This window comes from Thermostichus sp. MS-CIW-15 (assembly GCF_054060575.1).
Window position 1 is genome coordinate 17,303 of record NZ_JBSSDI010000007.1, and the last position, 16,129, is coordinate 33,431.

Sequence of the window (16,129 nt, forward strand, 5' to 3'; positions counted from 1 at the left end):
GGGAGCAAACCTCGCCGTTGGTCGGTTGGCTCGGTCAAGAGGATGGTTGGCTCCGGAGTTGGGGGTGTGGACAAGGTGGTGCAGCCCAGCCTGAAGTGGGAGGGATCCCTGTGGCAACAGGGGATGCGGCGGGTGGCAGGCGTGGATGAGGTGGGGCGGGGGGCCCTGGCGGGGCCGGTGGTGGCGGCGGCGGTGATTTTGCCGGCCCATCTGAATCCGGAGGCGCTGTCAGGGGTGAGAGACTGCAAACAACTGCGCCCGCCGCAGCGCGCCCACTGGGCGGAGCGGATTGCCCAAGTAGCCCTGGCCGTAGGCATTGGCAGCGCCTCTGCCGCCGAGATCGACCAGCTCAACATTCGCCAGGCCACGCTGCTGGCCATGCAACGAGCTCTGGCGCAGGTGGGGGAAGTGGAGCACATCCTGCTGGATGGGTTGCCGTTGGCAGAGCTGGGATCCCGGCAGACGGCCCTGGTCAAAGGGGATCAGCTTAGCCTCTCCATCGCCGCCGCTTCCATCGTGGCCAAAGTCTGGCGGGATACCCTGATGCAGAGCTGGGATCACCAGTACCCCGGCTACGGCTGGCGCACCAACGTCGGCTATGGCACGCAGGAGCACCGACTGGCGCTGCAGCGCTTGGGGCCAAGCCCCCAGCACCGCCGTAGCTTTGCCCCCCTGCGAGACTTGCAGGCAGGCGAAATTGGAGGGTAGGATAGAGTCCACGTACTGCCCACGTAGCTCAGCGGACTAGAGCACTGGGTTCCGGTCCCAGGGGTCGGAGGTTCGAATCCTTTCGTGGGCGTTTCTTCCAGAAGCAGACAGCGAAGGAGCACTTCTCTCAGCAGGATCTGGATCTAAGCCTTAGCTAGGGGCTCGCAGTGGGTTCTGGTAGCACATAAACGGACTCCACCTGGCCTCCTGCTGCTGGCACGGCCTGGATGGTGCCTTTTTCGATGTGATAGATGACTTTTTCTGCTTGCAACTGATTTTCCCCTTGGCGGATGGTGACCTGGCCCTCCAGCTCGATCCGCTGCTCCCGGCTGTAGTACACCGCTCTCTGGGCGCGGGCCGTGAGGCGCTCGGCGGGAAAGCTGAGGGTGACATTGCCGGTGGCTACAAACACCCCCGTGTTGGCATTGGCCTCCTGGACATCGGCGCTGATGCTGAGGGCACGCGGGTTTTGCCCCCAAGCCAGGCTGGGGATCGCCAGCAGCAGCGCCACCCCTACCGCCCAGGCTACCCCCCTTAGCTGGCACCTGTTTTTCTGCTCAAGGTCGATCCCGACCGCCATGCGCATCACCCCAATCAAACCACCCCACCTGCCAGTCTAGCCCGGGATCCCTGGCCCCGCTGGCGGGGCAGCGCGTTAGTCCTTACCATTTCCTCCCTTGGGCAGGCCTTGGGCCAGTTGCTTTTCCAGCTCGCTGACCCGCTGCAGTAACTGGCGGTTGGTTTCCAGCAGCTCGCGGGCTTGGCTGCTGAGATAGGGATCCGATTCCCACCAGTTGATCCCAATCTCCTTGGCCTTGTCCACCGAAGCGATCAGCAGCCGAATGCGCACATTGAGCAGCTCCACATTGCCCACCGAAACGGTGATATCCCCGGCGATGACAATCCCCTTGTCCAAAACCCGCTCCAAGACATCGGCCAGAGAGGAGCCATGCGTTGCCGTGGCCAGGGGTTGAGAGGTAATAGGCACAGAGAATTTCCCTCCAAAGTGTGCGAAAGCATACAAATATCAGCCGGGCAGTTGATCCAGCAAATAGTTGAGCACCTGGGCTCCTTCCTCGTAGCGCTTGCCGGCCCTGGGCAACAGCACGTCGGCGCACAGAGCGCGAAAATCGGCATTGTCCTTGCTCACCGCCAGCTCGTGCTCCTTGACAATGCGTCCGATCATCAGACAACTGCGCAGGCTGGGGTGGCGGGTCAGATCCAATTTGCGGCGAAAAGCGCGGACGATGTGGACGATCTTGAGCGCATCAGGGGCAGAGAGACCGATGCGCGCGGTGAGGATCTCCTTTTCGGTCTCGATATCCGGCTCGCCGATATCGATGGTGATCATCCGATCCAGCAGCGCATCCTGGGCCTTGTGAACTCCGGTGTATTCCTCTGGGTTGGAGGTGAAGATGGCCCGGAACTGGGGATGCACCCGCAGATACTCCGAGCGGTTGCTGTCCGGCGGCAACACCAGCAGCCTCTCTTCCAAAGCGCTCAGGAGGGCGTTGTTGGCCTCCGGGCGGGAGCGGTTGAACTCGTCGTAGATGAGGGTGAACCCCTCGCGGCAGGCCAAGGTGAGGCGGGCATCCACCCAGCGCTGCTGCACATCCTCCTCCGTCTTCACCACCGAGTGGATAAAGTTGTCCACCACCCGCCGATGGGTAAAGCCGGTGCGCCCCCCGATCAGGTCGGAAGAATCGAAGCGATCGTCGCCGTAGATCAGCATAATGGGACGGCCCAGCAGGCTAGCCAGATGCATCGCCAGGGTAGTCTTGCCCGTGCCCGAAGGGCCCCGCAGATGCACCGCAAAACCCGATTGCAGATAGCGCAAAGCGCGGCGGGTAATCCGCTCGATGTAAGGAGTGTTTACGAACTGGCGGGGACGCGCCTGCAGAACCGTGGCCATAGCAATACCCAACTCTCAATTGCCTTGACGCTCTTGCCTCGACTATAGCGGCAACGGTCTTCTTGCGCTCACAGGTGTTAGGCCGGGATCAGATGGCAACCGTCGCTGACACCATACGCCGCAAGGTGGCCAGGATCTCGGAGGGATCCACCCCCAGATCCACCGCACCGCGGGCCAGCAGATCCCGCACCCGCTCCCGATCCCCGATCACCTGCAGCAAAGTTAGATCGGGAGCCTGCGCTTGCAGGTTGGTTACATAGTTGTTGACGTAGGCCATGATGCGATCCGAACTTGCCTCCTGCGGGGGCGCGGGCCGAACTGGAGCAGGTTCAGGTGGTGGCGGAGTCACCACAGGCTGAGGGGGAGGAGGAGCCGCCTCTTCTGAGACCGCAACCACAGGCTTTGGCAGGGAAACCTCAGCCGAAACCGTTTTCGAGGCATTGGCCGAGCTCTCAGACTTTTCACCTTCCAAGCCCTCAGAAGGGATGATGGGTTGGGCCTCTGGGATCCCATTCCCCCAGACCTGCTCGTGCAACGCCCTGCGGAAAGCCGCCAAAGCTTGCCGCAGAGCCTGGGCCTCTGCCCGCTGATCCTGAGCGACCTGAGCCAGCTCCTGCCGCGCGAGCTGCTGCAAAGCCTGTACCCGCTGCCGCAACTCAGCATAAAAAGACTGGCGAGCTTGTCGAGTTTGGCCGGCCATGGTCTGCCGGGCCTGTGCACAGGTGCTCAGCAATCTCCCCACCGTCGCTGTCAAGTTGGCTTGAAAAGTCTGCAGCTCCTGCTGCTGGGCCTGCGATTGGGCGGCTCGCTCTTGAGCCATGCGGGAGAGAAGCTCCGCCACCGCTTTGACCCGCTGGGCCACAGCCTCCATGCGAGAATGCTCGTCCAAGGCCCGCTGCGCCGCCCGGCTCTGGTTGAAGCTCTTCAGTTGCCTACGGGTTTGCTCCCTCTGTTGCCGGATTGCCTCTTGTCGTTCCCGGCGGCGTTGCTCCAGCTCGGCTATCAGAGCTCGGTGCTGCTCCAGACGCTGCTGCCGGGATTGACTGAACAAACTTTGATTCTGGGCCACCCGTTGGTTGTGGGCCATGGCCCACTGTTCCCGCAAACTCATGGCGCTCCCTCTCTCCTGTTGGTTTTTACTTTGACACTCCCACCGCCTAAAGGCGGGGGATTCTTACGCAGTCCACAAAAGAACCCGTAATGGCGTTGTCAAAGCGCCTCTAGACAGTTCCTTCACGCAAAGCCCCAAGGTTCTGCTGACTTTCTTAAGCAGGTTGGCGGCAGCATTTGCCTCAGCGTTGACCAACCACCCCTTTGCCGTTTGGTACAGGCCCCGCTTGACACGCTTTCCAGAGGGTCTCCACCCGTCGGGTTTTTCACCATAACTAGGTAGCCCATCTCCATCTAGGAAGCTTGCCTGCGAGCTGTACGCCTCCTCTACCTCAATAAATTCAATGCCATAATGCTGACTACCCTTTTGTGTGGGTCAGGGGCACTACGGCCTTTTTCCCTTCTCCCAGATAGCTGGCTTCGGCACTTGCGTGGCAATGCAAACCGGCAGGCCGCACAAGTCCTCCACCTGGGAGCGGGAATAGCCGGGCTGTTGGTCGGTCAAAGTTGGCCAGAACTGAGCAAAGCGAGGCAGAGACTCTACCCTGGTCCCTGCCTCACTAGCCACCTGCTTCGACAGGACTGCCAAGCCATAGCGGCTGCGGGAGGCAGCTGCCGCCTCTTTACAAGTGGCTGAAGACGGCCAGACTTAGACGGCAGGGGCAGCAGCAGTAGCCGTCAGGCCCACCGCCTCGGCGTATTTCAGGTAGGTTTCCACCGAAGCCACGACAACGCGAGCTTCAATGGCCAACAGCTCGATCCCCACCAGAGAAACCCGCACCCAGGCATCGACCACGATCCCTTTGTCCAAAATGCGGTCGATCACTTCGGCCAGGCTGGAAGAAGAGTTCACTTTCTCAACTGCCATGACGATCTCTCCTGCACTGATGATGGTTGGATGGTTGAAGACGAATCGGCGGCAAAATTGCAGGTTGGAAGGGATCCTAACCTTGGATCGGCCCCCTGGGGTAACACCCGCCCCTTGTATCACCCCAGCCCCATTGTGCTGGCTTTTTTCGGGGAGAACACCCGTAGATTCGCTTAAAAAACGTGACGGGCTGACAAGAGTCGCCGTCTCCTCCGAGCGCCACCCCGCCTTCATAGTACCCGCTGGTAGAGAAAATGGGTCAAAGGGTGAGAGCGTCCCGGGGAGAGGCCCTCAAGTCAGGGTGCGGGCCGGCAGGGATCCCCTATACTGAGAGCAGTGCGCTTGCCGACATGCCGTCCTTCCGCTGGCCAAGAGGGCTGCTGTGACCGAGTTCAACACCGGGATCCCAAGCGTGCGTCGCCTGCAGCGGGTGATCCGGGATCGGGAAATCGTTGAGGTTAAGCTCAATACCGGCGATGTCTTCGTCGGCCAGTTGCGCTGGCAGGATCCCGACTGCCTTTGTTTGGCCGACGCTGAGGGACAAGAATCGCTGCTGTGGCGCTCCGCCATCGCCTTCGTCAAAGTCAGACCTCCCTCCTAAACCCAAACCCCTGCAGCCCTTGGCCGTCGCTGGCTTCCCGGCGGCAAGGGTTTCTTTGGCGCACCTATCGACAGCTCTGGCCAAAGCCCCCGGCGAAAAGGCTATGATTCAGCAAGAAGTGTGAAAAAATTTACCCTCCTCCCCTCTAGCCATGTCAACCGGCCCCATCGAGCTTGCCCTGCAACCTGTCGCCCAGCGGCATAACCACTACAGCCGCGAGGATTTTTTTCGCTTCGACCGCTCCCAGGGATCCCTAGTAGACTGGACGGGCGCGCGCAACGTCTTGGTAAGCGAGGATTTTATCCTAGGTTTGCAACAGGGCCTGGAAGAAGAAGTGGGGGATGCCTCGGCCTCCTTGATGTACACCATTGGCCGCGAGTGGGGCCGCAACGATGCAATCCACTTCTCCCACTGGTTTGAGGAAGAGTATCGGCGCAAACCCAAGCAGAGCCACCTGATGTTCCTCTTGGAAACCTGGTGGTGGCCCTTGACCTCGCAAGGCTGGGGGCGCTGGGAGGTGGAGACCGAGAGCCGGCGGCAGGGGTTTATTTTTATCAACCTCTTTGACTCCGCCGTGGCCCGCACCCTGGGGGATGTGGGCAAGCCGGTTTGCCATCTCTACGCTGGCTTATTTGCCGGGTTTTTCAGCGCCATGGTGGAACGGCAGCTCAACTGCATCGAGATCCAGTGCTACTCCATGGGAGAAAGCTACTGTAAGTTTTTGCTCGGCAGCAAAGATCGCATCGATGCGGCTGCCTTTTGGCTCAACGAAGGGGCCAGCGCCAGCGAAATTGCCCAAAAGTTGCGCTCCGGTCAAGGAGTGACCAAGCCATGACAGCAGAGGTTTTTCTGGAAGAATCGGTGCAGAGCTTTTTTGCTCGCCTGAATTGGGATAACCGCCCTCTGCAAGACCCCTCGCTGCCCATGCCTTTTGTACGGGTGCGAGAGCATTTTGCCTCCATCCCCTGGACGGGGGATCCCCTGGCTTTGGCGGCCCGTTCCTTGGGATCCCTCTCGGCAGCGCTGCCGCCCCAGCCTGAAGAGGAACCGATTACTTTGGCCGATTTATTCAGCCTGTTTTGAACGCCGACACCCGCTGAGCACCCACCAACACTTTGGAGAAGTGAGATGGTGAGCCCACTGGAGCAGATGCTAATTGAGGCCGAGGCCCGCTACCTCACGCCGGAGCAACTGGAGCAGCTCAAAGCCTATGTGCTCGGCTGGCCAAAGCGGCTGCACGTGTACCGGGTCGTACGGGAAGGGGAGAGCCAGATGGTGAGCCGCACCCTAGACACCCTTCAAAAGGAGATGCCCAATCTTTCTCCGCAAACGGTAAACCTGTGCCGGCGGCACCTGCTCCTGTTGCTGCGTCAGAGCGCCCTGGCCATGTTGCTGCAGGACGAAAACCTCTTGAAGGAGCGGCTGATCGAGTGGATGGAAGAGGAGGTGCGCCTGTACGAGCTGCAGAGCGTTTATGAGGTAGTCCATCGGACTTTTCAGCAAGAGCTTAGGGATCACCTAACTCCCGGCGAACTGGAGTTCATCCGCCCCTGGATCACCCAGGTGCAGGCAGCTTTGCTCTCTTTAAACGGCCTCAAATCCGCCTAGAACCTTCCCCACCGCCTTTTGGTAACTTACCGATACTGATAACCCAGGGATCCCCTATGGCCAGCACCCCCCCCATCCCCAGCAGCCTCGCCGACTTTGACCCCTACACGCCTGTTTTGGCCAACTACTACGCGCCCAGCGCCTATCTGCAAGGCGATCTGGAGTCCGGTTTGCTGGAAAGTCGCCACGGCGACCGGCTCTTGGCCCTTCCAGAAGCATTGCTACGAGGCATCTACACCGGCTTGGAATACGAGACAGGGCAGGCCGCCCGCCTGGTATTGCGCAACTGTGGCCGTATGTGGGGCAAAGAGTTTTTCCGCCGCTTTGCCCAGGAGCTCTCCGACTACTACCAGAAGCCTTTGTCCGAGCTGGAGATGGGGCTCTTTTTACAAAATCTCAAACAAGCCTGGAAGACCCACGGCTGGGGGCTGATCGACATCGACTGGACCTACAAAAATCAGGGGGTGCTGGTGGTGTCGATCCGCAACTCTCCCTTTGCCGCTGCCACACCCCCCCACTTCAAGCGCCCGATGGGCTTTTTGGAGGCAGGGCTGTTGGCCACCTGGTTTAGCCAGCTGACCGGCCAGGATCTGGGCTGTGTGCAAACCACCAGCGAGGCTTTGGGAGCGAAGAGCAACTTGTTTATCTTGACCGCTGCCGCCCGCCTCAAGGAAGGAGAGGCCTGGGTGGACTCCGGCCTCAGCCACGACCAGATCCTGGAGAAGTTGTTACAGCCCGCCCCGTAACCAGATCCAGCAGCGGGATGGGATCCCGTCGGGACGAGTCTGTATAATTCTCTGGAAGCAGGACGAGCTCAAGCGCTTGAGGGTGTAGCCATTGGGGTGGCGGGTCAGAGCAATCCGAGGGGCCATCACCGTTCCGGCAAACACTGCCGAGGCCATTGGCGCTGCGGTGAACGAGCTACTGGACGCCCTGGAACATCGCAACGCCATCAATCCGACGGAGTTGGTGAGCGTCATTTTCTCCGTTACCCCCGATCTCAACGCGGCCTTTCCTGCCCAATTTGCCCGCCGCCGCCCCGGCTGGGAGTTGGTGCCTCTGTTGGACGTGCAACAAATGGACGTCAACGGCGCTCTGCCCCGTTGTATCCGCGTTTTGATCCAACTGAACACCCCGCTGGCCCAGGCTGAGATGCACCACGTCTATCTGCGAGGTGCCCGCGAGCTACGGCCTGATCTCAGCCCAGTTTAGGAGGATAGCTTCTCGCGCAGCCGAGCCTCCCACTGTTGCAGTTGCTCCTGGAGAGCGGCCATCTCCGCTTCGCGACGGCTCAGCTCTTGACTTTGCCGGGTCAAAGATTGACGCCAGCTTTCGATCTCCGCCAGGTCGGCCAGGCTGCGGGCCTGCGAGAGGCTGTGCAACATCTCCACCAACTTCATCGCCGCCTCTTCCACCCGCTGCACCTGCCGATTTTCCGCAAGCTCAACCAGCAGCAATACCCCCACGTTGTAGGAGGCTGCCTCCTTAGAGGTAACCCGTTCTGGCTGGCGAAGCGGCGCCCAAACCCCACCCTCGGCTTGCTGGGCCAAGAGCTGCAGCTCCGCCTGGCCAAAAAGACTTTTCTTGTCTACCCGCGCCAGATACAGCATGAAGCCTACTGGAATGTACAGGCCATCCTAGCACCGATCCCCTTCCTTTGAGGGATCCTGCCCTAAAACCGGGATGGTTGTCCCTGGGAGGATCGATGTTAAGATCGGCTGCGAAATGGGTAAGGCCTGACGCCTTCCTGTTTTCAGCAGTTTAGGGATCCCTGGCATGTTTCTCACCCAAAGCCCCTATTTTTTGATGGCAGCGCTGGTGGCAATTGCCAGTGGGGCCATCTTTGCGGTTCGGTTCATCAAGCGAGAGGCTTCCGCAGAGTCGGATGTGATTTTCGCCACGATGGGCCTGATCTATTCCATCAGTTTGCTTCTGGAGGGTCAGCGGCTCATCCCGTTGCTGTTTTTTGCCCAGGTGCTGCTGGCGGTGATAGCTGGCTGGTTTGCCTTCGAAACCTTCCGATTGCGGATCCTCTTGAACGAAAAGGTACGGCAGGGGGGTGGAGTGCGTCCGGTCGTGGGGCCCCGGGGCTTTAGCCGCACCTATCCACCCGATGGCTATGCCCAGACGCGCAGCGTTTCCACGCGGCCTAGCGGATCCCGCATTCGCGACACCTCCTCCGCCAGCCGCTCCATTCCTGAACGCAGCGAGGAGCCAGCTCGTCGCCCGCGGCCCCAACTGACCAGCGATACCCGTGTGCGCCCCCGCCCTCGCCCGGCAGCGGAGGAGTATTACGAGGAGCAAGAGACTCGCTTCCGTCGGGACACCGAGGACGATGAGCCGGATCCCTCTCGCCGCTCGGCTGCCGAGGACTATCCCGAGGATGTGCAGGAAGAACGAGGCACAGTCACCCGCCGTCGTCCCCCCCGTCTGCCTCAAGACCAGGGTGAGAGCTACGTTGAGCAAAAACCTCGTCGTCCTTCCCGCCGTGTTGTCGAGGTGGAATCGGTGGAAGTGCAAGAGGCGGAGCCAGACGAGTACGAAGATGATTTGTTCTGACCTCACCCTCAAGCCGTCCTGGCCTGAGGGCTGCTCCTGCTGAGGCAACTCCCAACCGCCTTGCTCCCGGAGATATCCTAGGCCGGTTGGAGAGGGCCGTAGCTATCCTTGATCCCCAGGAAGAGTCGGTGCTCAGCCTGTGTTGCGCATACCGGCGGCGATGCCGTTGATGGTGAGCAGAGCTCCCCGCAGCAGCTCGGCGCGGTTGTACTGGGTGTTGTGGAAATGGGATTTTTGCTTGCCACGCAGGCGCTTGAGGAGCGAGACCTGGATAAACCCGAGGGGCACGATTGAACGGTTGCGCAGTTGCACCGAGCGCTTCAGATAGGGGTCGTTCTCCAACAGCTCCTTGTGTCCTGTAATTTTCAAAACCATCTCCCGGGTGCGGTACATCTCCTGGGCAATGAGCTCGAATAGCTCCATCGCCCGCTCCAGGCGCTCGGGGGAGCTCATCTCTCGCACGTAGTGACGGGCAATTTGCAGATCCGCCTTGGCCAGGGTCATCTCCACTTTGGAGATCACCATGCGGAAGAAGGGCCACTCGCGGTAGAGATGCTGCAGGTGGTTGAGGTTGTGTTCGCCTTTAGCCGCGTATTCCTCTAGAGCGGTGCCCACTCCATACCATGCGGGCAAGAGAAAACGGCTCTGTGTCCAACTGAATACCCAGGGAATGGCCCGCAGGGATCCGATATCTTTCGAGTTGCCGCTGCGGCGAGCTGGGCGGGAGCTAATCTGCAGTTGGCTGATCTCTTCGATGGGGGTGACCTCGTGGAAAAACTCGACAAAGCCTTCCTGCTCGTAGACCAGGTTGCGGTACACCTGGCGAGAGCGCTCTGCCAGCGATTCCATCAGGCGCGACCACTCGTGCAGGTCGTTGGGGTAGGTGCGCAGCAGGCTCGCCTGGATGACGGCGCTGGTAACAGTTTCCAGGTTAAAAATGGCCAGATCCTGGAGAGAGTACTTAGAGGCCAACACCTCTCCCTGCTCAGTAATCTTGATGCGGCCCCCCACGCTGCGCCCCGGCTGGGCCAAGATCGCCTCGTAGGCCGGCCCTCCCCCGCGCCCCACCGAGCCACCCCGGCCATGGAAGATCTGCAACTTCACCCCATAGGACTCGGCCACCGCCTGCAGCCGCTGCTGGGCTTTGTAGATCTCCCAGTTGCTGCTTAGAAAGCCAGCGTCCTTGTTGCTATCCGAGTAGCCCAGCATCACCTCCTGTAGGTTTTCCTGCTGGGCCAGGTACTGGCGATAGAAGGGGATCTCCAACAACTGCCGCAGCACCTCTGGCGCCCCCTTTAGGTCTTCAACGGTCTCGAACAACGGCACCACCGCCAGGGATCCGCGCCCGCTGATGGGATCGTAAAGGCCCACCTCCTTAGCCAGCAGCAGCACCTCTAACAGATCGCTCAACTGGCGGCTCATGCTGATCACGTAGGTTTGGCACATGGCCATGCCAAATTCCTGCTGCAGCCGGCGCAGGGTGCGAAAGGTGGCAATCAGCTCCGCCGCTTTATCGGAAAAGGGAGCTTCTAGAGGGATGAGGGGCCGGCGGGTTTGCAGCTCCCGCAGGAGAAAAGCTGTTTTTTCCTCCTCCGTCATCTCGCTGTAGGGCCGCGGCAAGATCCGCAAGTACTCGAAGATCTCGGTGAGAGCGGCCTCGTGGTAGCTGCTGTCTTGGCGGATATCCAGGTGGGCCAGATGGAAGCCAAAGACCTGCACCTGGCAAATGAGGTGATCCAACTGGCGGCAGGAGAGGCCACTGTTTTTCAAGCTGCTCTGAATAAGCTGCAAGTCGGCCAGAAATTCTTCTGCATTGGCGTAGGCGTTGTCCAGAGGGGGCGGGACAGGCAGGCAAGCGGAGTCGGCCAAATTGCGGTTGCGCTCCCGCGTCAACTCCAGCCGCCGCTGGATGTAGCTGAGCTTGAGCCGGTAGGGCTCTTGGCGATATTGCAGCGAAAAGGACTCGTAAACCTCGGGCATGCGGCGGCGATCCTGCTCAAGGACATCCAGCAACTGGCTGTCCACATCCCCCCAGTGCAAAGAGACGCTCAGGGTTTTGGTGAGGGCCTTCACGGACTCGATGTACTTGCCCAAAATCAGGTTGCGCTGGTAGCAGGCCGTTTGCCAGGTAACGTCGGCAGTGACGGAAGGGTTGCCGTCCCGATCCCCGCCCACCCACGAGCCGAAGTTGCAAAATCCTGCAGGGGGCGGCTCGACGGTGGGAAAGGACTTTTTTAGGCTGCGCCTGAGGCGCTCGTGCAGTAGAGGGATAGCCTGAAACAGTACCTCTTCAAAATAGTGCAGGGTGTAATCGACTTCGTTGAGCACCGTCGGCTTGGTCTGGTGCAACTCGTCGGTGTGCCACCAGAGCAAAACTTCCTCTGCCAGCTGTTCTCTCAACATCTGAGCTTGCAGAGGGTCGAACTGCTCTGCCCAGTCCAGTTGGCTGAGCAGACGGGAGAAGACCCGTTGTTTTTCGCGGATGGTGTGGCGGACGATCTCGGTGGGGTGGGCGGTAAACACCAAGCGGATGTGCAGCCGCTCCAGCAGGCAGCGCAGCAAGCCAGGCGGCACTCCCTGAGCCCGCAGGTAGGGGAAGAGCCGTTCAAATTTTTCGTTTTCCCGCACGGTGCGCTGTTGGCTGTCCACCATGCGCATATCTGAGTCTTCTGCCCGTTCGTAGTGCTGTTCAACGATGTTGATCAACTGAAAGAACAAAGCGAAGGCGCGGGCCGTTTGAATGGCTGCATCAAGGCTGAGATGCTCGACAATTTGTAGTACTTCCGGGATGGGGTACTCCAAGGCCTGCCCTTCAGGGGAACACATGGAGCGCAGCCGCTGCAACAGATCTACCAAAGGCTGCCCGCACTCCTGCAGGATTACGGCTTCCCAAAGTTCTTCCACCATTTGCAGGCGGCGATTCAACAGGTTGTTCCTGCGGTCGAGCGCTTCATCCACGGCGAGGGCACGGGCCAAGGGATCCCGTTCCGCCAGTGGAGGGGCCTCCTTCAGGCCGTTGGCAGAACCCACTGCCCGCTCTGCAGTCGTCAGGTGGGAGGAAGAGGTCATGAAGGCAGCTCCTAGAACAACCATCCCAATATTAGAGCCTGTTCGCTGGAAGCGCAGATTACTCTTGGAGGAGAGCTGTCTCGGCAGCATGGCCAACTCTCCCCCTGTTTGCCCAGGGATCCCTAGAGGCGGCTACGAATAACAAATGAGTAGTTGCTGCCGGGCTCTAGTAAGTAATCCGATTTCTCCAAAAAACGGCTCAAGGGATCGCAAATCAAGGCCCGCCCTACAGAGGGTTCCACCTTCAGCTCCCCGGATCGAAAGCGCCAGCAAAAGCGCCAAACCCAACCGTTGGCGTTGACTTCCCCTTCAATGGCGCCCTCCTGCCAGGAGCGGCGGGTAATTTGTACATGGGCGGTGGTCTGCGGCAGTCGGCTCATCCAGAACCTCCCGACGGGATCCCCTGTAAGGTAGCGCGCAAACCCCTCTCCGAGAAGTCGAAGATGGGCGATGAGGGGCTAGATAGATGCTAGGTGGAAAGGGATCCCGTTAATTGGATGGTTCTCTTGCCGAGGATAAAAGCAAGCCCCCCGTGGGGGGGCTGTTTCTTCAGCTCCTGAGGCCGGTATTGATATAGAAACTATTGAGCGGCAGTTGCCAGAGCCTTGGAAGATTTTTTCTCCGGCTTCTCAGCCGCAACCTGCGCTAGCAAAGCCCGTAAGCTGGGAAAGAGAAAGTGATTTTCTTCGACATATTGCGCGCCGAATAGTCCCTTCTCCGCCCAGAAAAATCGGTCTATCGTGTGCTCGTTTCGCCGAACCAGAATCAGCGCAGGCGGCTGAATAGAGTTTTCCTGTATGTATCTCCGGGCGGCGGTTACAGACTTTTCTTCGCCGCTATCTAATTTAAATTGAGGAATATAATCTAAAATTTTGCGCCCCTCCAAACGACGGCGGCTCTTACGCTTTCTTCTCCTGACCAATGTCGGCCTCCTGTAGAAGGATTACAAGACAACCTTAAAAAATATATCAGCAATACCTAAGAAAATCAATAGCTTCTACCGGCTTTTGTTATCATCCTTTACAGAAATAACAAAGGACAACGAACGTCCTCCTCCACGAGCGGAAAAGGAAGGCAACTTACCTCTGTCTCCCCTCCAAGAACTTTGCCGGGAAACTGCTTATTCAGTTGAAAAATAAACCCTTTCTCCCCGGAAGGGAGCAAAGAGAAATAGGGTATCGATTAGCTCTGATGCCTGCGAAGAAAGTCAACTGCCAGCGCAGGAGACTCCCTTCCGATCTGGCCTCTGAGATAGCATCGACAATAAGGAACGCTCAACAGAACACATACCTAAACCCAGGTACGGGCAACTCCCCTTAGTGGGGATTAGGGTTGGCCAATTGCAACTGCGCAAACCTAGAGCAGCTTCACCAAAAGGAATACTCGCGGGGCGAGCAGCCTTTGGAGAGGGTACTACGACTGTACAACCAATTTTCCGTTTCTACAATATGTCCAGGATAGGTTTCCCGTACTGCGTTAAACCCTTAGACGGCAGACAGACCTCTTGCTACTCTGGCTTCAGGGATGACCTGAGCCATAAGGGTTCCGGTCGGTCTCAGGTAGAAGCTGCAGGAGCTCCGCTTCGTACTCCCTTCCATCCCCCCGCCTCCCTGCCCCTGGTATGCGGGGGGTTGGGGGGGAAGGGAGGCGGTCGGAGCCGGGTAGTTTACTCTAGGTCGAGGGAGTTTTGGGCATGAGGAAATTCGCGTTGCTGGTGAGTCTGGGATTGATTCTGGGATCCCCGCCGCTTTGGGCGCAGGAGGCAACCCCGCTCCCCAGTCCTGCTGCAACTCCTTCTGCGGCTACAGGGGGGGCTCCCAGCCCGCAAGCTTCCCCAACTCTAACCCCAGAGCAAGTTACCGATGCTCAGGTGGAGCAGTTGGTGCAGATTCTGTTGGAATTGGATCCTTTGATCCGGGAAGCCAGCGCTCAGTTGCGAGAGACCCAGAACGAAGAAGAGTACGAGCAGATCATGCAGCGCACGGAAACCCAAGCCAGCCGCATTGTCGAGAAGCAGGGGCTGACGGTGGCCGAATATCGCGAGCTGATGACCTTGGCCAACGAAGATCCCGTTTTGAACCAGCGAGTGCGGGCCCGCTTGCAAAAAGTGATCGAAGAAAGGGAATCCTCTGCTTCTCCCCAGCCAGCCACCCCGACGCCTAGGCCCTAGGCTGAGCTGACTGCTGTTGGCCGGAGACAGAAAGAAGCCGGGGCAACCGCAAGGTAAAACAAGTGTGGTCGGCCTCGCTGTTAAGGTAGATTTTCCCTTGCAACAAGTTTACCCGTTGTTGCACAAGGGCCAAGCCCAACCCTGTCCCTCCCCGCCGCCGGGGATCCGAGCTGGGCACGCGGTAAAACTTCTCAAATACCCGCTTTTGTTCTGCAGGGGGGATGATGATGCCGGTGTTGCCAATTTGGATTTCCAGGTGAGCAGGAGCGCTGGTGACCTGTAGGTTAATCCGGTGCTGGGCAGGAGTAAATTTCCCGGAAAGCGCCGTAAAGCCCCTATCTTTGGGCAGGGGATATAAGGCGCTTTCTGGTAACCCCGTTAGCGGGTCAGGGGCCAAACTCTACACTTGGGGTACTGAGCAACTTTTTGGCAATCTTCCCGCTCCCGTCTCTCCAGGATGAGATCCTAGAATTGGAGTCTTCTAGGATCTTTTCTGGGACTTGAGGATGAAAACTCCGCCTGAAAGGCCCGCCCCCAAAGTCCAGGCGGGATCTCTGCGAGCTGCGCTGAGCATTGCGCTGTTTCTGTTCTTACTGGCGCTGGTTTCCTACTTGAGCCTCAACTTCGTGCTGGCCTTGGTGGACAAGCTCAGCTAGCCACTCCCTGAGGCGATTCCTCGGCGCGGATCTGCCGATAGCCCTTTGTCTTCGGCAGCAGGAAAGATACAATGGATTTACAGGGCTTAACACCTTTTCTCAGTTTCTACGCTCCCCATCATGAGCCCCCTCTCATGGCTGAGACCATTTTCTTGGTTCGCAGGTTTGCCGGGATCCGCTGGGCCTTATCTTGAGTCTCAACCTGCGCTGACTTGGCCCCGCCGGGATCTGGGCTGGAGGCGCTGGCTGCGGTACCTGTATCTGCGCCTGTTGCGAATGCAATCCTCCCCCAAAGAAATTGCCCGCGGCCTGGCGGCGGGAGTTTTTGCGGGTTGTTTTCCCATCTTCGGCTTTCAAACCCTGGTGGCCCTGCTGTTGGCCGTTCCTTTGCGGGGCAACAAGCTGGTGGCGGCGGCAGGAACTTGGGTGAGCAACCCCCTCACCTATGTGCCGATCTATGCCTTTAACTACCGGGTGGGGGAATGGCTGCTGGGATCCCGAACAGCCTTTGCCACTTCGGAACTGGTGGTAGCTCAGAACTGGATGCAGTGGGGCCTGGAGGTGTCGGCCACACTCTTGGTGGGCTGTGCGTTTGTCGGGTTTTGGGGCGCCCTCGTTAGCTACTTTCTGGGGCTGTGGCTGGTGGAGTGGATCCGCCGGCGGCGGAGAAGGGGCCGGGTCTCCTGTGAAGGGATGTAGGGCGGCTCAAAAGGCCCAACCCAAAGCTGAGCTAGGCCGGGATCCCTGCCGCCTCAGACTTCGGAGATGGATCCAACTTCAGAGAACAGAAGGGTTTGACGATGGAAGATATGCGATCGCTATTAACCGATCTCAGCCGCCGCTCTCAGCGATGGGGGGAACAGTTGGG

At 59.2% G+C, this 16,129-nt stretch carries 21 protein-coding genes and 1 tRNA gene; 12 read left to right on the forward strand and 10 right to left on the reverse strand.

From position 1 onward, the window contains the following. Window positions 1-42 precede the first annotated feature (42 nt). Both ACVW0R_RS03840 and ACVW0R_RS03845 read left to right on the forward strand, forming a co-directional pair. Window positions 43-708 carry a ribonuclease HII gene (locus ACVW0R_RS03840; RefSeq protein ID WP_457501675.1) on the forward strand — a complete coding sequence of 222 codons (666 nt, stop codon included), beginning with the start codon at window positions 43-45 and terminating at the stop codon, window positions 706-708. A 17-nt stretch (window positions 709-725) separates the two neighbouring features. Continuing rightward, window positions 726-799: transfer RNA gene (locus ACVW0R_RS03845), tRNA-Arg, on the forward strand. A 63-nt stretch (window positions 800-862) separates the two neighbouring features. Here ACVW0R_RS03845 and ACVW0R_RS03850 read toward each other — a convergent pair. The 5 genes from ACVW0R_RS03850 to gvpA all read right to left on the reverse strand — a co-directional run bounded on the left by ACVW0R_RS03850 (window position 863) and on the right by gvpA (window position 4,598). Beyond that, a complete protein-coding gene (locus ACVW0R_RS03850) occupies window positions 863-1,294 on the reverse strand; it encodes an LptA/OstA family protein (RefSeq protein WP_228375437.1) in 432 nt (143 codons plus the stop codon). 69 nt (window positions 1,295-1,363) lie between these two features. Then, on the reverse strand, window positions 1,364-1,696 hold the full coding sequence (locus tag ACVW0R_RS03855; RefSeq protein ID WP_011429713.1) for a gas vesicle protein: 333 nt from the start codon (window positions 1,694-1,696) through the stop codon (window positions 1,364-1,366). A gap of 39 nt (window positions 1,697-1,735) precedes the next feature. Further along, the gene (gene gvpN / locus ACVW0R_RS03860; RefSeq protein ID WP_011429714.1) at window positions 1,736-2,620 is read right to left on the reverse strand and encodes a gas vesicle protein GvpN; all 885 of its coding nucleotides are present in this window, start codon (window positions 2,618-2,620) and stop codon (window positions 1,736-1,738) included. Window positions 2,621-2,708: 88 nt separating this feature from the next. Beyond that, window positions 2,709-3,731: a gas vesicle protein GvpC gene (gene gvpC, locus ACVW0R_RS03865; RefSeq protein ID WP_099812338.1), complete on the reverse strand. Its 1,023-nt coding sequence runs from the start codon at window positions 3,729-3,731 to the stop codon at window positions 2,709-2,711. Between the two features lie 648 nt (window positions 3,732-4,379). After that, window positions 4,380-4,598: a gas vesicle structural protein GvpA gene (gene gvpA, locus ACVW0R_RS03870; protein ID WP_011429717.1), complete on the reverse strand. Its 219-nt coding sequence runs from the start codon at window positions 4,596-4,598 to the stop codon at window positions 4,380-4,382. Between the two features lie 382 nt (window positions 4,599-4,980). On the opposite strand from gvpA, the gene ACVW0R_RS03875 reads away from it, so the two are divergent. The 6 genes from ACVW0R_RS03875 (at window position 4,981) to aroH (ending at window position 8,019) form a co-directional block, all read left to right on the forward strand. Beyond that, window positions 4,981-5,199, forward strand: coding sequence for an Hfq-related RNA-binding protein (locus ACVW0R_RS03875; protein WP_011429718.1), 219 nt, complete (start codon window positions 4,981-4,983; stop codon window positions 5,197-5,199). A 151-nt stretch (window positions 5,200-5,350) separates the two neighbouring features. Then, window positions 5,351-6,034, forward strand: coding sequence for a V4R domain-containing protein (locus ACVW0R_RS03880; protein WP_011429719.1), 684 nt, complete (start codon window positions 5,351-5,353; stop codon window positions 6,032-6,034). Further along, window positions 6,031-6,282, forward strand: a complete 252-nt coding sequence (locus ACVW0R_RS03885) for a hypothetical protein (RefSeq protein ID WP_011429720.1) — start codon at window positions 6,031-6,033, stop codon at window positions 6,280-6,282. Before ACVW0R_RS03880 ends, ACVW0R_RS03885 begins: the two co-directional genes overlap by 4 nt. A 45-nt stretch (window positions 6,283-6,327) precedes the next feature. Further along, the gene (locus ACVW0R_RS03890; RefSeq protein WP_011429721.1) at window positions 6,328-6,807 is read left to right on the forward strand and encodes a globin family protein; all 480 of its coding nucleotides are present in this window, start codon (window positions 6,328-6,330) and stop codon (window positions 6,805-6,807) included. 56 nt (window positions 6,808-6,863) lie between these two features. Continuing rightward, the gene (locus ACVW0R_RS03895; RefSeq protein WP_011429722.1) at window positions 6,864-7,553 is read left to right on the forward strand and encodes a V4R domain-containing protein; all 690 of its coding nucleotides are present in this window, start codon (window positions 6,864-6,866) and stop codon (window positions 7,551-7,553) included. A 91-nt stretch (window positions 7,554-7,644) separates the two neighbouring features. Next, window positions 7,645-8,019 carry a chorismate mutase gene (gene aroH, locus ACVW0R_RS03900; protein WP_457501676.1) on the forward strand — a complete coding sequence of 125 codons (375 nt, stop codon included), beginning with the start codon at window positions 7,645-7,647 and terminating at the stop codon, window positions 8,017-8,019. Here aroH and ACVW0R_RS03905 read toward each other — a convergent pair. Continuing rightward, window positions 8,016-8,417 carry a hypothetical protein gene (locus ACVW0R_RS03905; protein WP_011429724.1) on the reverse strand — a complete coding sequence of 134 codons (402 nt, stop codon included), beginning with the start codon at window positions 8,415-8,417 and terminating at the stop codon, window positions 8,016-8,018. The genes aroH and ACVW0R_RS03905 overlap by 4 nt on opposite strands. 166 nt (window positions 8,418-8,583) lie before the next feature. Here ACVW0R_RS03905 and ACVW0R_RS03910 point away from each other — a divergent pair, with 166 nt between their 5' ends. Beyond that, window positions 8,584-9,366: a Ycf66 family protein gene (locus tag ACVW0R_RS03910; RefSeq protein ID WP_457501677.1), complete on the forward strand. Its 783-nt coding sequence runs from the start codon at window positions 8,584-8,586 to the stop codon at window positions 9,364-9,366. Window positions 9,367-9,498: 132 nt separating this feature from the next. Here ACVW0R_RS03910 and ppc read toward each other — a convergent pair whose 3' ends face one another. From ppc to ACVW0R_RS03925, 3 genes are all read right to left on the reverse strand, one after another. Further along, window positions 9,499-12,435 (reverse strand): phosphoenolpyruvate carboxylase, encoded by a 2,937-nt coding sequence (ppc, locus tag ACVW0R_RS03915; RefSeq protein WP_457501678.1) that lies wholly within the window; start codon window positions 12,433-12,435, stop codon window positions 9,499-9,501. Between the two features lie 122 nt (window positions 12,436-12,557). Further along, window positions 12,558-12,815, reverse strand: coding sequence for a DUF3146 family protein (locus tag ACVW0R_RS03920; protein WP_011429727.1), 258 nt, complete (start codon window positions 12,813-12,815; stop codon window positions 12,558-12,560). 200 nt (window positions 12,816-13,015) lie between these two features. Next, the gene (locus tag ACVW0R_RS03925; protein ID WP_041438161.1) at window positions 13,016-13,357 is read right to left on the reverse strand and encodes a DUF3155 domain-containing protein; all 342 of its coding nucleotides are present in this window, start codon (window positions 13,355-13,357) and stop codon (window positions 13,016-13,018) included. 771 nt (window positions 13,358-14,128) lie between these two features. Here ACVW0R_RS03925 and ACVW0R_RS03930 point away from each other — a divergent pair. Beyond that, complete coding sequence (locus ACVW0R_RS03930) at window positions 14,129-14,605, forward strand: DUF4168 domain-containing protein (protein WP_011429728.1); 477 nt, start codon at window positions 14,129-14,131, stop codon at window positions 14,603-14,605. On the opposite strand, the gene ACVW0R_RS03935 is transcribed toward ACVW0R_RS03930, so the two are convergent. Beyond that, window positions 14,595-15,002, reverse strand: coding sequence for an ATP-binding protein (locus tag ACVW0R_RS03935; RefSeq protein WP_457501679.1), 408 nt, complete (start codon window positions 15,000-15,002; stop codon window positions 14,595-14,597). The genes ACVW0R_RS03930 and ACVW0R_RS03935 overlap by 11 nt on opposite strands. A gap of 109 nt (window positions 15,003-15,111) precedes the next feature. Here ACVW0R_RS03935 and ACVW0R_RS03940 point away from each other — a divergent pair, with 109 nt between their 5' ends. Further along, complete coding sequence (locus tag ACVW0R_RS03940) at window positions 15,112-15,261, forward strand: hypothetical protein (RefSeq protein ID WP_011429730.1); 150 nt, start codon at window positions 15,112-15,114, stop codon at window positions 15,259-15,261. Between the two features lie 165 nt (window positions 15,262-15,426). Beyond that, window positions 15,427-15,960, forward strand: coding sequence for a DUF2062 domain-containing protein (locus tag ACVW0R_RS03945; RefSeq protein WP_414347020.1), 534 nt, complete (start codon window positions 15,427-15,429; stop codon window positions 15,958-15,960). The last annotated feature ends 169 nt before the right edge of the window (window positions 15,961-16,129 follow it).

Coding starts and splice junctions, on each gene's coding strand:
- ACVW0R_RS03905 (WP_011429724.1), bottom strand. CDS start 8,417: ATGCTGTATCTGGCGCGGGTAGACAAGAAAAGTCTTTTTGGCCAGGCG.
- ACVW0R_RS03850 (WP_228375437.1), bottom strand. CDS start 1,294: ATGCGCATGGCGGTCGGGATCGACCTTGAGCAGAAAAACAGGTGCCAG.
- ACVW0R_RS03890 (WP_011429721.1), top strand. CDS start 6,328: ATGGTGAGCCCACTGGAGCAGATGCTAATTGAGGCCGAGGCCCGCTAC.
- ACVW0R_RS03895 (WP_011429722.1), top strand. CDS start 6,864: ATGGCCAGCACCCCCCCCATCCCCAGCAGCCTCGCCGACTTTGACCCC.
- ppc (WP_457501678.1), bottom strand. CDS start 12,435: ATGACCTCTTCCTCCCACCTGACGACTGCAGAGCGGGCAGTGGGTTCT.
- ACVW0R_RS03940 (WP_011429730.1), top strand. CDS start 15,112: ATGAAAACTCCGCCTGAAAGGCCCGCCCCCAAAGTCCAGGCGGGATCT.
- ACVW0R_RS03930 (WP_011429728.1), top strand. CDS start 14,129: ATGAGGAAATTCGCGTTGCTGGTGAGTCTGGGATTGATTCTGGGATCC.
- ACVW0R_RS03885 (WP_011429720.1), top strand. CDS start 6,031: ATGACAGCAGAGGTTTTTCTGGAAGAATCGGTGCAGAGCTTTTTTGCT.
- ACVW0R_RS03920 (WP_011429727.1), bottom strand. CDS start 12,815: ATGAGCCGACTGCCGCAGACCACCGCCCATGTACAAATTACCCGCCGC.
- ACVW0R_RS03840 (WP_457501675.1), top strand. CDS start 43: ATGGTTGGCTCCGGAGTTGGGGGTGTGGACAAGGTGGTGCAGCCCAGC.
- gvpA (WP_011429717.1), bottom strand. CDS start 4,598: ATGGCAGTTGAGAAAGTGAACTCTTCTTCCAGCCTGGCCGAAGTGATC.
- gvpC (WP_099812338.1), bottom strand. CDS start 3,731: ATGAGTTTGCGGGAACAGTGGGCCATGGCCCACAACCAACGGGTGGCC.
- ACVW0R_RS03910 (WP_457501677.1), top strand. CDS start 8,584: ATGTTTCTCACCCAAAGCCCCTATTTTTTGATGGCAGCGCTGGTGGCA.
- gvpN (WP_011429714.1), bottom strand. CDS start 2,620: ATGGCCACGGTTCTGCAGGCGCGTCCCCGCCAGTTCGTAAACACTCCT.
- ACVW0R_RS03880 (WP_011429719.1), top strand. CDS start 5,351: ATGTCAACCGGCCCCATCGAGCTTGCCCTGCAACCTGTCGCCCAGCGG.